Raw genomic sequence first — 14,698 nt, 5'->3', positions numbered from 1 at the left:
TCGTCCTGTCCTGACGCTATCGCTCCATGCTGCTCGTGTCGACCTCTCCCTGCCCATGCTTCCGCGATGCAGCCAAGCGGCTTGCATCACGCATTCGGCCCATGCAATGGATCAGGGCATGTGACTATGGATGTGGGGCAGGCAGATGAAGACGGATGTCATTGTTCTCGGCGCGGGGGTGGTCGGCATCTCGACCGCGATCCATCTCGTCCGGCGCGGCAAATCGGTCGTGCTCGTCGACCGGCGCGGGGCGGCGGAAGAAACCTCCTACGGCAATGCCGGCCTCATCCAGCGCGAGGGCGTCTTTCCCTATGGCTTCCCACACGATTTCGGCGCGCTCTTCCGCTATGCGCTGAACAACACGATCGACGCCCACTATCACCCTTCGGCGATCCCCGGCATCATTCCGTTCCTTGCCCGCTACTGGTGGCATTCCGGCTTCCGCCAGCACCAGAGCATCGCCCATCTCTATGCGCCGCTCATCGAGAACTCGATTTCCGAACATGCGGACCTCATCGCCGCCTCCGGCGCGGAGGAGCTTATCCGCAAGGACGGCTGGATGAAGGTTTTCCGCACGGAGAAGGAGAGGGACAAGGCCTATGCGGATGCGGAGAAATTGTCCGCCAATTTCGGCGTCAACCATCAGAAGCTGACGACGCGGGAGGTGGCGGAGGCCGAACCCTCCATCCGCGCCGAGCTCACCGGGGGCCTGCGCTGGACCGACCCGTGGTCGATCCTCGATCCGCAGAGCCTGTTGAGACGTTACCTCGCCTATTTCGAGTCGCTCGGCGGCCAGCTGAAATCGGGCGATGCGGCGACCATCGAACATGTTCTCGAAGGCGAGGGATGGCGCATCGCCACCCCTGAAGGCCCGCTCGAGGGCAAGGAAGTCGTGGTCGCGCTCGGCCCCTGGGCCGATACGGTGACGCGCAAGCTCGGCTACCGGTTCCCGCTTGCCGTCAAGCGCGGCTATCACATGCATTACGGCACGGAAGAAGGCGCGAGGCTCAACAACTGGGTGCTTGATGCCGAGCGCGGCTATTTCCTCGCGCCCATGCTGCGCGGCATCCGCCTGACGACGGGAGCCGAATTCGCGAAGCGCGACACGCGCAAGACCCCCGTCCAGCTGCGCCGGGCGGAGAAGGTGGCGCGCGAATTCTTCCCGCTCGCCGAACGGCGTGACGAGGAGCCCTGGATGGGCGCCCGCCCCTGCACGCCGGACATGATGCCGATCATCGGCAAGGCCCCGCGCCATGCCGGCCTCTGGTTCGCCTTCGGCCACGCCCATCACGGCATGACGCTGGGCCCGATCACCGGCCGCGTGCTGGCGGAAAAGATGCTGGGCGAGCGGACGGTGATCAATATCGGGCCGTATCGGCCGGAGCGGTTCATCGCGTGAAAGCGATTGCGTGGTATCAAAGCGTCGTTGGAGCGAGGAGTGTCGCCCAGCCTGATCCCATCGGTCGCCATCACCCACCGCGCTCACCCCACCCTCCGTCATCCTCGGGTCAAGCCCGAGGATGACAGAGGAGAGGGGTCGGGCCTTGTTGGCCGGCTTTGATTGGCGATCCTTAGTTCCGAGCGACTTCTTAACGCCTAATTCGCGTCGACAGAATGATCGACGACAGCGTGCGCTCCACGCCGTCGATCGCGCCGATGCGGTCGATCAGGTGGTCGAGTTCGGCGATCGATGCCGCCTCGACCACGGCGATCAGGTCGAAACTGCCGCTGACCGAATGCAGCGTGCGCACGGCCGAGATGGCGTGCAGTTCCGTCGTGATGCGCGCCAAGGTCTTCGGCGCGATGGTGATCAGCACATGCGCCTTCACCATGCCGCTCTCATAGGCGTCCGAAAGCTTGACGCCATAGCCGGCGATCACGCCGTCCCGCTCCAGCCGGTCGATCTTCGCCTGCACGGTCGTGCGCGACAGGCCCAGTTTGCGGGCGATCGTCGCGGTCTGCTCGCGGGCGTTCTCGCTGAGGATGGCAAGCAGCTCGCGATCCTTGGCGCCTAGCGTCGAAATGCTCATTTCTACCGTCATTCTGCCGATATCGATAATGTATTATGCCAGATGTGGCGCTTTAAATCGACAGCCTTCACCCTCAAAATATCAACATCAATTCATGCCGGAGGGAAATCACATGAAGGACATCGTCGTCATCGGCGCAGGCAAGATCGGCTCGACCATCGCCCGCATGCTGGCTCACAGCGGGGATTACCGCGTCACCGTCGCCGACCGTTCGGACGAGCAGCTTGCTGCCATCGAGCGCCATGCTGCCGTTTCGACCGCCGTCGTCGACATTGCCGACGGTGCCGCGCTCCGCGCCCTTCTCGCCGGCAAGTTCGCCGTTCTCTCCGCCGCGCCCTACCACCTGACCGTTGCCATCGCGGAAGCCGCCGCCGATGCGGGCCTGCACTATCTCGATCTTACGGAAGACGTCGAATCCACCCGCCAGGTCAAGCGCATCGCGGAAAACGCGAAGACGGCCTTCATCCCGCAGTGCGGCCTTGCACCGGGCTTCATCTCGATCGTCGCCAACGACCTTGCCAGCCGCTTCGATTCGCTCGAAAGCGTGCGCATGCGCGTCGGCGCCCTGCCGCAGTACCCGTCCAATGCGCTCAACTACAACCTCACCTGGAGCACGGACGGCGTCATCAACGAATACATCGAGCCCTGCGAAGCCATCGTCGAAAGCGCGCTGATCGAGGTTCCGGCTCTCGAAGAGCGCGAGGAATTCTCGCTCGACGGCGTGACCTACGAGGCCTTCAACACCTCGGGCGGCCTCGGCACGCTCTGCGATACGCTGAAGGGCAAGGTGCGCACGCTGAACTACAAGACGATCCGCTATCCCGGCCATGCCGCCATCATGAAGGCGCTCTTGAACGACCTCGGCCTGCGCCACCGCCGCGAAGTCCTGAAGGACATCTTCGAAAACGCCCTGCCGACCACCACGCAGGACGTCGTCATCATCTTCGTGACCGTCTCGGGCCGCAAGGGCGGCCGCCTGATCCAGGAAACCTACGCCAACAAGGTCTACAGCGCCCCGGTCGCCGGCAGCCTGCATTCCGCCATCCAGATCACGACGGCCGGCTCTATCTGCGCCGTGCTCGACATGCTCGCCGACGGTTCGCTGCGCGCCGAGGGTTTCGTTCGCCAGGAGGAAATCGCCCTCGACACCTTCCTTGCAAACCGTTTCGGCCACTACTACGCCCAGGAGAACCACGGCGCCCGCGCCGCCTGATCTTCCAGACCCTTCAAACGCCTCGGTGCAATGCCGGGGCGTTTTCGCATCTGTGGCCCAGCCGCGGGGAAGAAGAGAACGCCGGAAAGGCGCGGACCATAAAAATGGGGCCTCTTGCGAGGCCCCTTTTCTTTTGCGGGTTACCGGGCGTGGCTCAGGAAAGCCGTGCGCAGGCGTCCGCGATGCGCTTCAGCGCTTCCGATAGTTCCGCTTCCGACGTGGCGTAGGAGATGCGGAAATAGGGGGAGAGGCCGAAGGCCGAGCCGGGCACGACGGCGACGTGGGCGTCTTCCAGGAGATAGTCCGTGAAGTCGCTGTCGGCCTCGATACGCTTGCCCTTCGGCGTGACCTTGCCGATCACGCCCGCGCAGCCGGCGAAGGTGTAGAAGGCGCCTTCCGGGGTGCGGCAGGTGAGGCCGGGGATGGCGTTCAGCGCCGAGACGACGAGGTCGCGGCGGTGCTTGAAGCTTGCCTGCCGCTCCTTCAGGAAATCCTGCGGGCCGTTCAGCGCCTCGACCGAGGCGGCTTGGCTGACCGAGGACGGGCAGGAGGTCGCCTGGCTCTGGATCACGGCCATCGCCTTGATCAGCGCCTTCGGGCCGCCGGCATAGCCGATGCGCCAGCCGGTCATGGCATAGGCCTTGGAGACGCCGTTGATCGTCAGGGCGCGGCTCTTCAGGCGCGGTTCGATGGCGACGGGGGTGACGAACCTGAATCCATCGTAGACGATGTGTTCGTACATGTCGTCGACCATCAGCCAGACATGCGGATGCCTCAGCAGCACGTCGAGGAGCGGACGGTAGTCGGCCTCGCCATAGGCGGCGCCGGACGGGTTGGACGGCGAGTTGAACAGCACCCAGCGGGTCTTCGGCGTGATCGCCTTTTCCAGCTGCTCGGCCTTCAGGCGGAAACCGGCCTCGCCGTCGCAGGGGATCAGCACCGGCACGCCGCCGCAGATCTCCACGATGTCGGAATAGGAGGTCCAGTAGGGCGTCGGGATGATCACCTCGTCGCCCGGATCGATCGTCGCCATGAAGGCGTTGAAGAGGATCTGCTTGGCGCCCGTCGCGACGGTGATCTCGTCGATTGCATAGTCGACGTTGTTCTCGCGGCGGAATTTTTCGGAGATCGCCTTCTTCAGCTCCGGCGTGCCGTCGAGCGCGGTGTATTTCGTCTCGCCGCGGTCGATGGCGGCCTTGGCGGCGGCCTTGACATTGTCCGGCGTGTCGAAGTCCGGCTCGCCGGCGCCGAGGATGATGACCGGCAGGCCGTCCTTCTTCATGGCAGCGGCGCGGGCGCCGATCTGCAGGATTTTCGAGACGCCGATGGCGGCGATGCGCGAGGCGGGCGTAAAGCCCGCCTCCTCTGTCTTGGTCCGGTTGTCCATCACGGCCTACTCGATGTCGAAGGAGACGCCCTGGGCGAGCGGCAGGGCCTTCGAATAGTTCACCGTGTTGGTGGCGCGGCGCATATAGGCCTTCCATGCGTCGGAGCCGCTCTCGCGGCCGCCGCCGGTTTCCTTCTCGCCGCCGAAGGCACCGCCGATTTCCGCGCCCGAGGTGCCGATGTTGACATTGGCGATGCCGCAATCCGAGCCGTCGGCGGCGAGGAAGCGCTCGGCTTCCTGCATGTTCAGCGTGAAGATCGACGAGGAGAGGCCAGCGGCGACGGCATTGTGGTCTTCCAGCGCCTTGTCGAAGTCGGAATACTTCATGACATAGAGGATCGGCGCAAAGGTTTCTTCGAGAACCGGGCCGGCCTGCTTCGGCATTTCGACGATGGCGGGCTTGACGTAATAGGCCGTTTCCTTGCCGGCTTCGGCAACGCGTTCGCCGCCGGTGACGGTGCCGCCTTCGGCCTTGGCGGCTGCCAACGCCTTCTGCATGCCGTCGAAGGCCTGCTTGTCGACGAGCGGGCCGACGAGTGCCGAGGTTTCCAGCGGGTTGCCGACGGAAACGCTGGTATAGGCCTTCTTCAGGCGCGGCACGAGCTGGTCGTAGACGCTGTCATGCACGAAGAGGCGGCGCAGCGTCGTGCAGCGCTGGCCGGCGGTGCCCATGGCGCCGAAGGCAATCGCGCGCAGCGCCATGTCGAGGTCGGCCGAAGGGCAGACGATGCCAGCATTGTTGCCGCCGAGCTCGAGGATCGAGCGGGCGAAGCGCTTGGCAAGACGCGGGCCGACTTCCTTGCCCATGCGGGTGGAGCCGGTGGCCGAGACGAGCGCGACCTTGCGGTTGTCGACAAGGGCTTCGCCGATGGCGCGGTCGCCGATGAGGACCTGCGACAGGTTCGCCGGGGCGTCGCCGAAGCGAGAAAGGGCGCGCTCGAAGATCGCCTGCGATGCAAGGGCGGTCAGCGGGGTCTTTTCGGAGGGTTTCCAGACGATGGAATTGCCGGCGACGATGGCGAGCGCGGCGTTCCACGACCAGACCGCGACCGGGAAGTTGAAGGCCGAGATGATGCCGACGACGCCGAGCGGGTGCCAGGTCTCCATCATGCGGTGGCCGGGGCGCTCGGTGGCGATCGTCAGGCCGTAGAGCTGGCGGGAGAGGCCGACGGCGAAATCGCAGATGTCGATCATTTCCTGCACTTCGCCAAGACCCTCGGAGGTGATCTTGCCGGCCTCGATGGAGACGAGGCGGCCGAGATCGGCCTTGGCGGCGCGCAGTTCCTCGCCGAGAAGGCGAACGAGTTCGCCGCGCTTCGGCGCGGGTACCAGGCGCCAGGCCTTGAAGGCTTCGTGGGCGGCGTCTATCGCCTTGTCGGTATCAGTGGCCGAAACGGTCTTCAGCTTGCCGATCTCCTCGCCGGTGACCGGGCTGTAGGAGGCCATGTCGCCGCCCTGCCAGGCGCCGCGTGCGACGCCGAGCTTGTCGAGAAGGGTTTCGGTTTCCTGTTTCACGTCGACTTTCGTCATGGGGTGTCTCCCTGTCTGTTTTTAGAATGTGATGGTGCCGAGCGGGCCCGGCGAGGTGATGGTTTTCAGCCCGGCCGCAAGCGCGCGGAGCTTTTCCGGGGTGTATCTGTCGTAGAAGGCCTGGTTCTTGCGGCCAATGGCGTGTTCCGCGCTGAAGCTGCCGCCGAATTGCTCGACCGCGACGGTGAAGACCCATTCGCGCAGGTCCGCCTCGAAATCGGGATCGGCAAGCCGTGGGTCGTCCTTCGCGACGACCAGGTTGAAGTGCACGCCGCCATCGCCGATATGGCCGAAGTCGCAGATCGTGACGTCCTCGAAATGGTCCGGCATTTCCGCCTTCATATGGGCGAGGAAGGGCATGATGTCACCCCGGCGGAAGGACAGATCGAAGGCGATCAATCGCCCGCGATGCTTCACGCCCTCCGAGAGCGCATGGCGCAGCGCCCAGATCTCGTGCGGCGGGCCGACGAAGGCGTCGGCGAGCGGTGCGTCCTCGCGCTCCCAGATCGCGGCCAGCACCTCTTCCAGCACCGCGTCGAGCGGCTGCTCGCCCGCGCGCGGCGGGGTGGCGCGGGAGATTTCCGCGAGGATGACGAAGCCGGGCACCACGCCGCCCTGGAAGGGATTGCGCAGCGACGGCACATGGTCGAGCGCGGCGGCGACCGCGTTGCCGGACATGCCCTCGAAGGCCGAGAGATAGCTGCCGAGCGTGTCTTCCATGGCGACGAGCAGCGTCGCGACCTGGTCTGCCGAGGCGGGCACGAGCAGGGCGGTGGCGGACTGTTTCGGGGCGGGTTCGAGGTTCAGCACGCATTCGGTGACGACGCCGAAGGCACCCGACGTGCCGATGAAGATCTGCTTCCAGTCGACACCGGTATTGTTCTTGCGCAGGTCCGAGGAAAGGTCGAGCACGGTGCCGGCCTCGTCGGCGAGCACCACGGTGAGGCCGAGAACATTGCGGCGCACGTCGCCGTAGCGCAGGAACCGCGAGCCGCCGGTGTTCGTCGCGATCATGCCGCCGAGGCGCGGGTCTGCGCCGAGGTCGATGGGGAAGAACAGGCCGCTCTCTTCCAGCCGGCCGTTGAGGTCGGAAAGGCGCAGGCCCGCCCCGGCCCTGACCGAGCGGTTCACCCGGTCGAGGTCGAAGGGGGCGGTCAGGCGGTTGAGGCTGAGCACGCCCTGACGGCCGCTCCCGTCGGGCGTCGAGCCGGAAACGAGGCCGGTATTGCCGGACTGCGGCACGAGCGCGATGGCGTTCCGCACGCAATAGGAGACGATGGCGGAGGCCTCTGCCGTCGTGGCCGGGCGGGCGACGAAGGCGGCGCGGCCCCTGTCGTAGCGTGCGCCGGTCTCGTAGGCGGCCATGTCGGCTTCTTCGGTGAGAAGACCCTTCTCGCCGGCAAGGCCCTTCAGCGCTTCGATATGGCGTGCCTCGATCATGCGCTCTTCCGTCACTCCGCAGCGGCAGCCATGTTGACGATGCCGAGGCACATTTCAAGCGATGCGCGCTGGATGGCGGCATAGTGGGCGAATTCGTCGAGGACGGCACTGCCGAGATCGCGCTCGAACATCACCTGGTTCGGGCTGGCGACGAAGTCCTGGGTCGCGTCGTCGCCGAGATTCGACTGGAAGATGCCCGCGGCGCTGACCGGCAGGAAATCCTCGTAGACGATCGGGTCGAAGCGGATGAGGCCGGCTTCGATCGCCGTTTCGAGATCGGCGTTGCGGCCGGTGACGGACTTGCCCTTCTCCGTCAGGCAATAGGTGAAATAGCCGAGGCCCGCCTTGCGGATGCCGTCCCAGTCATCCGGAAAGGCCTTGAAGACGTCGGCAAGCGCGGCCTCGTATTCGGCGGCGTTGGAGCCATCGGCGGCCGGGCGCACGCGGGCGCGCGTCTCGGTGAGCAGCCGGTCGTAGAGCGCACGGCCCTTCGGCGTCAGCGCCACGCCGCGCTGCTCGATCTCGCCGAAGCGGGCCGTGTGGGAGCCTTGCTGCCAGGCGCCGTCGGCGCCGATGAAGGAGACGGCCTCCTCCAGCGCCTTGAACGAGGTCTGGCGCAGGAGGATCGGGCAGGTGCGGGTCGGCGGACCCTCGACGACGGCCTTCGGGGCGATGCCCTCTTCCGGCATGCGGGCCTGTACCTTGTCGATGTCGAGCGTGCGCGGCGTCAGGTGGTTGATGTGCGGACCCTTGAAGGAGACGACGTCGGCGATCAGGCGATGCGCGTCGTGCAGGCGCCTGTACATGTCGGCGCTGACGATGGCCTGGTCGTGCCAGCGGAAGGCTTCCAGCACTTCGCTGACGAAACGGGCGGCATCGGCTTCATCGAGGCCGCCGTCACGCTCGGCCTTCTCGACGAGCCTGACGGCCTCGTCGGTGAAGATCTTTCGTGCGGCGAGCACGTCGGCCGCTTCTTCACGCAGCTTTTCGTCGGCGATGAGATCGAGGCGCAGCAGCGAGGTGAAGACGCGGAAGGGGTTGCGGCTGAGGCTTTCGGCGCCGACCGGGCGGAAGGCGGTGGAGTGCACGGGAACGCCGGCGGTGGAGAGGTCATAGTAACCGACCGGGAACATGCCCATGACGGCGAAGACGCGGCGCATCATGGAAAGCTCGCCCGGCGTGCCGAGGCGGATGGCGCCGTGGCGTTCCTCGGAGATGCGCTCCAGCGTGTCGGTTGCCTCCAGGCGCCCCTTGAGAATGGGATCGGCGGCGAGCGTTTCCGCGTTCACCTCGGCCACCAGCGACATCAGCGTGCCATAGGCCGGAACCTCGTTGCGGTACATGGCGGACATCGCGGCGGAGAAATCCGCGCGGATCTTATCAGCGGAAACGTGCGAATTTGCGTTCATGGGAGCGGTCTCATCCTGGTGTTGCGCAATTCCGGATGGAAAACCGCTTCACACTTTTCCGGGAATTGCTTTAGAAGGGGTGGAGGCCCTGATCATTCTCAAAACGGATCATACCGGATCGTTTCTTCCCGCGATTGCGACCGTTCTGACTATGTTGATGCGAGGAAAGAATGAAGCTCAGTCGTAGGCTGATCCCCGACGTCACCACGCTGCAGGCGTTCGAATGCGCCGCGCGCCACGGCAGCTTCACGCAGGCGGCCCATGAGCTGAACCTCACCCAGAGCGCCGTCAGCCGCCAGATCAAGGACCTCGAGGAACAGCTCGGCGTGCTCTTGTTCGAGCGCGTGCGCCAGCGCGTGGTGCTCTCCGACGATGGCCGCCGTTTCCTGCCGGAAGTGCGCAAGCTGCTGCACCAGACGGAGGAGACCATGCTGCGCGCCATGGCGTCGGCCTCCTCCGAGCACAGCCTTTCCATCGCGACGCTGCCGACCTTCGGCAGCCGCTGGCTGACGCCGCGCATTCCCGGCTTTCTCGCGGAAAATCCCGGCACGATCATCAACATCGCCTCGCGCTCGGCGCCGTTCGATTTCGACGAGGAGAATTTCGACCTCGCGATCCACTACGGCCAGCCGGTCTGGGCGCGGGCTGCCTGCACCTATCTGTGCAGTGAGGTCATCCTGCCCGCGGCAAGCCCGGAGCTGGTGAAATCCTGGAACCTTGCCGAACCGAAGGACCTGGAACGGGCGCCGCTCCTGCATCTTGCGACGCGCCCGAAGCTCTGGGCGCAATGGTTCGAGCTGAACGGCGGCTCGGCGGATACGGCCTATCGCGGCCATCGCTTCGACCAGTTCTCCATGGTCATCGAGACGGCCGTCGCGGGGCTCGGCTTCGCGCTGCTGCCGCATTACCTGATCGAGCAGGAGCTGGCGAGCGGCCGGCTTGCCGTCGTCTTCGACCGGCCGATGGAGACGGAGAACAGCTATTATCTCGTCGTGCCGGAAGGAAAGCTCGAAAACCCGCTGAGCCAGGCATTTCGCAGCTGGATTTCCAAGCAGGTCCCGGCATAGCATTTCGGCGGCCGATCATGCGGCGGGGGCATGACCCCGTTCTCATTTTTTGCTTTAGTCGTCCTGCCGCATGGCCGATTGTGCGGCGAGAAACCCTCTTCCTCGGAAAAGATTGACGCCATGCTCAACGATCCGCGCTCCCATGGCCTTTGGGAGATGACCGCTCCGCCCGCCCCCGAAACCGTCGCCTTTTCCGGCAGGGCGGAGGCGGATGTCGTCATCGTCGGCGGCGGGTATACCGGCTTTTCGACGGCGCTGCATCTGGCCGAGCGCGGCACGCGGGTCGTCCTGCTCGAAGGGGCGGAGATCGGCTATGGCGGCTCGGGCCGCAATGTCGGCCTCGTCAATGCCGGCATGTGGGTGATGCCCGACGAACTGCCCGGCGTGCTCGGCGACCTGTACGGCAGCCGGCTGCTGGAGCTTCTCGGCAATGCGCCACGTGCCGTGTTCGACCTCGTCGAGAAGCATGCGATCGACTGCGAGATCAACCCGGCCGGCACGCTGCATTGCGCCGTCGGCCAATCCGGTCTCGACGAACTGAAGCAGCGCGCCGAGCAATGGGCCCGCCGCGGCGCGCCGGTGCGCCTGCTGGGCGCGGCCGAGACGGCGGCGAAGGTGGGCACGGAGGCCTATGCGGGCTCGCTTCTCGACCTGCGTGCCGGCACGATCCAGCCGCTCGCCTATGCGCGCGGCCTTGCCCGCGCGGCGATTGCGGCCGGTGCTGCCGTCTTCACGGCAAGCCCGGTGACGGGCGCGGAGCGGACGGGAAAACGCTGGACGGTGCAGACCGCGCGCGGCTCCGTCACGGCGGACTGGGTGGTCGTCGCCACCAATGCCTATACGGTGGCACCCTGGAACGAGGTGCGCGCCGAGCTGGTGCACCTGCCCTATTTCAACTTCGCCACCGTGCCGCTTTCGCCCGAGATGCAGGCGAAGATCCTGCCGGAGCGACAGGGGGCCTGGGACACGAAGGACGTGCTCTCCTCCTTCCGCTTCGACAAGCGCGGCCGGCTGGTGTTCGGCAGCGTCGGCGCGCTGCGCGGCACGGGCACCGGCATCCACAAAGCCTGGGCGCGCCGCGCGCTGAAAAAGCTCTTTCCCGCGATCGGCGACGTCGCCTTCGAGGCGGAATGGTACGGCAAGATCGGCATGACGACGGACAACCTGCCGCGCTTTCACCGCCTTGCCGAGAACGTCATCGGCTTTTCCGGCTACAATGGCCGTGGCATCGCGCCGGGCACGGTCTTCGGCCGCACGCTGGCCGCACTCATTTCCGGCGAAATCGCCGAGATGGACCTGCCTTTGCCGGTGAGCACGCCCGAGGCGCAATCCTTCCGCTCGATGCGCGAGGGCTACTATGAGCTCGGCGCGCAGGTCGCCCATTTCGCCGGCGCGCGTTTCTGAGCATCGGGGAGGCGCAAACCTGCCTGTTTCCTGCGGAACAGCGGCGGACAGGGGAATGTGAGACCTTCTGATCACCGGATGAGAGAGGCTCATCCTTCAAAGAGATCAGGAGAGACCCATGCGCAAGATCATCGTTTCCGCCACCATCGCCCTCGTTGCCGCCGTCTCCTTCGCCGCCCCCTCGCAGGCCGGCTACTACGGCTACAAGCCGCACTGCTTCATCAAGAAGGTCAAGGCCTACGACTACTACGGCAATGTCGTCATCAAGAAGATCAAGGTCTGCAAGTAAGCGCTTTTCCCACTGACCTCCCCGAAGGCCCGGATGTCCCCTGCATCCGGGTCTCTGCCGTTTCTGGCGTTGAATAAACGCCCGTCGTTCAGCGTCATGCGCAAGAGGCCATCTTCAGGGATCTTCTCCATGAAACCCGCCTTCATCGCGCTCCTTCTTGCCCTGTCGCTCATCGGCTGTTCGTCATCCGCGACGCCGGAGGACCGCGCGGCGCTGATCGGCCTGTGGGCGCCGGAGGATGGCTGGGGCCTGACGATCGAGTTCCGGGAGAACGGCGAGTTCGATTTCGTGTATGCGGCCGCGCCGACGCGTACCATCCTTCGGGTCAGCTGGCAGCTGGAGAGGAAGGGCAGCGTCGACATGCTCGAGCACGACGGCTCCGTCTACAAATCCTGCCCCTATCGCATCGAAGGCAGGATGCTGACGATCGACGACGGCCGCGGTGCGGAATGCCTGCGCAGCGCCACTGCGCCGACGGTGCGCATGGCAAGGCGCTTCCAACGGGTGCCGTAAGCGCCTGCCCCGCCCGGTATCAGAGGCGCAGGCCCGGAATGGCGAGGGGATTGTCGGACAGCGCGGCACGGTCCGGCCGGTCGATCTTCGGCGTGCCGGTGAAGGCATCGAAGAGATCGCGCACGAAGGCTTCCGGCAGGTCCCTGGTGATCAGCACCAGCCGCGTGCGGCGGTCGGCCGGGTCGGGCCAGGCGGAAAGGCGCTCCGGCGGATGGAAGACGCTCTGCACGCCCTGCAGCACCAGCGGCCGCTCCGGATTGTTGGACATCAGCACAATGCCCTTCATGCGCAGGAGCTTTTCCCCGTGCGCGGAGCGCAGGAGGTCGATGAACATCTCCAGCGCCATCGGATCGACCGGCCGGTCGTGCACGATGCTGAAGGAGCGGATCGTCGCGTCATGGCGGGTCACGTCATGGGCGTGCTGGTGGGCATGAGGGTGATGATGTTCGTGGTCATGGCCGTGATGGTGGTGGTCATGATCGTGGTGATGCACGTGATCGTGCCTATGGTCATGGTGGTCGTGTGCCTCTTCGTGCAGCCAGCGGCGGACGTCGGGGATCTTGCTGCCGGGATCGTAGAGGCCGTTGGCGAGGAGGGCCGGGCCGACGAGGCCGGGCGTATCGACGTCCGAGACGCTCGCCCGCGGATTGAGCGCGGCGATCTCCCGCTTCACCGCTTCCACCGCCGCGGCATCGGCAAGCGAGATCTTGCTGATCAGCACGCGATCGGCGACGGCGACCTGCTTGACCGCTTCGGGATGGTTGGCGAGCGTCGATAGGCCATGGACGGCATCGACCACGGTGATCACGCCGTCGAGGCTGAAGGACTGGCTGAGCACCGGATTGCCCATGACGGATTGCAGCACCGGCGCGGGATCGGCAAGGCCGGTCGTCTCGATCACCACGCGCTTCAGCGGCTGGATCCTGCCCGTCTGCATGCGGTCCATCAGGTCGGCGAGCGTGTCGACCAGCTCGCCGCGGATCGTGCAGCACAGGCACCCGTCGGAAAGCTCGATGACGCCGTCGCTCGACTGTTCGACGAGCAGGTGATCGATGCCGACCTCGCCGAATTCGTTGATGATGACGGCCGTGTCGGTGAGCGCCGGGTCCTTCAGCAGGCGATTGAGCAGGGTCGTCTTGCCCGCGCCCAGAAATCCGGTCAGCACGGAAACCGGCACGCGCCGCTCAGCAAGGGTCATGGTCTTTCCAATCAAACAGGGCCAATCAAACGGGGCCAATCAGAAGGTCGTGGGACGCGGGATCGGGATCGGCACGTTGGCAAGGCCGCCGGTATCGCCGACGGCGACCTGCTCGTTGCCGGCGGGCTTGGCCGTGTCGCCGCCCATGAGGCCGGCGAAGACCAGCCTCAACGGCCGGTTCAGCTCATGGATATAGGGCGAGACGAGCTTCTGGCGCCCGGCTTCGTCGCGGCTTTCGCTGCGCACCTTGGCGGCGTGCTTCGAGCAGATCTCCTGCGAAACGTCGGCGACGATGTCGCGCGTCTCGCCATAGGGGCGCAACTGGCCGAGTGTCGGCACATTGCCCGCCTGCTTCGTCAGGCCCTTTTCCAGCATGCCGGCGGAAATATCCGCGCGCGCGCCGAGGCTGTCGGAGCCGAGCACGACGGAGACGACGCTGCGGCCGTTGCGGGTGGCAGAGGACACCTGGTTGAAGCCGGAGGCGCAGATGAAGCCGGTCTTCATGCCGTCCGCGCCGTCGAAGCGGCCGATCAGCATGTTGAAGTTCGGATATTGCTTCTTGCCGGTGGTGAAACCTTCCAGCGCGAAATAGGAGGCATATTGCGGGAATTCGCGCTTCAGCGTCACGGCGAGCACGGCCAGGTCGCGCGCCGTCGTGTACTGTCCCTTGCCGGGCAGGCCGTTGGGGTTGATGAAGCGCGAGGAGCTCATGCCGATGCGGGCGGCCTCCGCGTTCATGCGGTCGACGAAGGCCTGCTCGGAGCCGGAGACCGCTTCGGCGATGGCGACGGAGACGTCGTTGGCCGACTTAACGAGGATGATCTTCAGCGCGCTGTCGAGCGTCATCTTCTGGCCGGGCTTGAAGTACATCTTGCTCGGCGGTTCGGCGGCGGCGTGCTTGCTCATGACGACCGGGCTTTCCAGCGTCAGCTCGCCGGCCTTGATGGCGCGGAACACGGTATAGGCGGTCATCAGCTTGGTCAGCGAGGCCGGATACCAGCGCTGGAAGGCATCCTCGTGCTCTATGACCTTCAGCGTGTTGACGTCCACCAGGATACGCGGGGCGGCGGTTGCCGCGGTTGCCAGAAGGGAGGCTGCGAGCAGCAGGCTGGAGCCCAAAAACCGTGTGCTCCGGCGCGTCGTTCGTCCGTTCGTCTGCAAGGCTGTGTCCTCGAAATCGGGAGTTGTCTCGAACCGTCGCCCTATTTAACCTATATG

Annotated in this window: 13 protein-coding genes; 6 read left to right on the top strand and 7 right to left on the bottom strand. The window is 65.6% G+C overall.

The window, feature by feature from the left end:
* Positions 1 to 145: 145 nt before the first annotated feature.
* Positions 146 to 1,399, top strand: coding sequence for an NAD(P)/FAD-dependent oxidoreductase (locus WMC41_RS19810; protein WP_432345884.1), 1,254 nt, complete (start codon positions 146 to 148; stop codon positions 1,397 to 1,399).
* Between the two features lie 190 nt (positions 1,400 to 1,589).
* Here the strand turns inward: WMC41_RS19810 and WMC41_RS19805 are convergent, their stop codons facing one another.
* Positions 1,590 to 2,030, bottom strand: coding sequence for an Lrp/AsnC family transcriptional regulator (locus WMC41_RS19805; RefSeq protein WP_206362188.1), 441 nt, complete (start codon positions 2,028 to 2,030; stop codon positions 1,590 to 1,592).
* A 112-nt stretch (positions 2,031 to 2,142) separates the two neighbouring features.
* Between WMC41_RS19805 and WMC41_RS19800 the strand changes: the two genes are divergently transcribed.
* On the top strand, positions 2,143 to 3,243 hold the full coding sequence (locus WMC41_RS19800) for a saccharopine dehydrogenase NADP-binding domain-containing protein (RefSeq protein WP_432345882.1): 1,101 nt from the start codon (positions 2,143 to 2,145) through the stop codon (positions 3,241 to 3,243).
* Positions 3,244 to 3,397: 154 nt separating this feature from the next.
* Here WMC41_RS19800 and WMC41_RS19795 read toward each other — a convergent pair whose 3' ends face one another.
* From WMC41_RS19795 to hglS, 4 genes are read right to left on the bottom strand one after another with little or no spacing between them, the layout of a single operon-like run.
* Positions 3,398 to 4,630, bottom strand: a complete 1,233-nt coding sequence (locus WMC41_RS19795) for a pyridoxal phosphate-dependent aminotransferase (protein WP_244769205.1) — start codon at positions 4,628 to 4,630, stop codon at positions 3,398 to 3,400.
* Between the two features lie 6 nt (positions 4,631 to 4,636).
* Positions 4,637 to 6,160 (bottom strand): L-piperidine-6-carboxylate dehydrogenase, encoded by a 1,524-nt coding sequence (gene amaB, locus WMC41_RS19790; RefSeq protein ID WP_432345879.1) that lies wholly within the window; start codon positions 6,158 to 6,160, stop codon positions 4,637 to 4,639.
* Positions 6,161 to 6,181: 21 nt separating this feature from the next.
* Positions 6,182 to 7,600 carry an FAD-binding oxidoreductase gene (locus WMC41_RS19785; RefSeq protein WP_432345877.1) on the bottom strand — a complete coding sequence of 473 codons (1,419 nt, stop codon included), beginning with the start codon at positions 7,598 to 7,600 and terminating at the stop codon, positions 6,182 to 6,184.
* Between the two features lie 11 nt (positions 7,601 to 7,611).
* Positions 7,612 to 9,009 carry a 2-oxoadipate dioxygenase/decarboxylase HglS gene (gene hglS / locus WMC41_RS19780; protein ID WP_432345875.1) on the bottom strand — a complete coding sequence of 466 codons (1,398 nt, stop codon included), beginning with the start codon at positions 9,007 to 9,009 and terminating at the stop codon, positions 7,612 to 7,614.
* Between the two features lie 170 nt (positions 9,010 to 9,179).
* Between hglS and WMC41_RS19775 the strand changes: the two genes are divergently transcribed.
* The 4 genes from WMC41_RS19775 to WMC41_RS19760 all read left to right on the top strand — a co-directional run bounded on the left by WMC41_RS19775 (position 9,180) and on the right by WMC41_RS19760 (position 12,282).
* Positions 9,180 to 10,076, top strand: coding sequence for a LysR family transcriptional regulator (locus WMC41_RS19775; RefSeq protein ID WP_244769209.1), 897 nt, complete (start codon positions 9,180 to 9,182; stop codon positions 10,074 to 10,076).
* Between the two features lie 120 nt (positions 10,077 to 10,196).
* Positions 10,197 to 11,480 carry an NAD(P)/FAD-dependent oxidoreductase gene (locus tag WMC41_RS19770; protein ID WP_432345873.1) on the top strand — a complete coding sequence of 428 codons (1,284 nt, stop codon included), beginning with the start codon at positions 10,197 to 10,199 and terminating at the stop codon, positions 11,478 to 11,480.
* A 118-nt stretch (positions 11,481 to 11,598) separates the two neighbouring features.
* Positions 11,599 to 11,769 carry a hypothetical protein gene (locus WMC41_RS19765; protein ID WP_244769211.1) on the top strand — a complete coding sequence of 57 codons (171 nt, stop codon included), beginning with the start codon at positions 11,599 to 11,601 and terminating at the stop codon, positions 11,767 to 11,769.
* A gap of 129 nt (positions 11,770 to 11,898) precedes the next feature.
* The gene (locus WMC41_RS19760) at positions 11,899 to 12,282 is read left to right on the top strand and encodes a hypothetical protein (RefSeq protein ID WP_432345871.1); all 384 of its coding nucleotides are present in this window, start codon (positions 11,899 to 11,901) and stop codon (positions 12,280 to 12,282) included.
* A 19-nt stretch (positions 12,283 to 12,301) separates the two neighbouring features.
* On the opposite strand, the gene WMC41_RS19755 is transcribed toward WMC41_RS19760, so the two are convergent.
* Positions 12,302 to 13,480 carry a CobW family GTP-binding protein gene (locus WMC41_RS19755; RefSeq protein WP_432345869.1) on the bottom strand — a complete coding sequence of 393 codons (1,179 nt, stop codon included), beginning with the start codon at positions 13,478 to 13,480 and terminating at the stop codon, positions 12,302 to 12,304.
* Positions 13,481 to 13,519: 39 nt separating this feature from the next.
* On the bottom strand, positions 13,520 to 14,599 hold the full coding sequence (locus tag WMC41_RS19750) for a D-alanyl-D-alanine carboxypeptidase family protein (protein ID WP_432345867.1): 1,080 nt from the start codon (positions 14,597 to 14,599) through the stop codon (positions 13,520 to 13,522).
* Positions 14,600 to 14,698 lie beyond the last annotated feature (99 nt).

This window comes from Shinella yambaruensis (assembly GCF_050859155.1).
Taxonomy (GTDB): domain Bacteria; phylum Pseudomonadota; class Alphaproteobacteria; order Rhizobiales; family Rhizobiaceae; genus Shinella; species Shinella yambaruensis.
The sequence above is the reverse complement of the archived record's forward strand: the minus strand, read 5'-3'. Positions and strand labels throughout refer to the sequence as shown.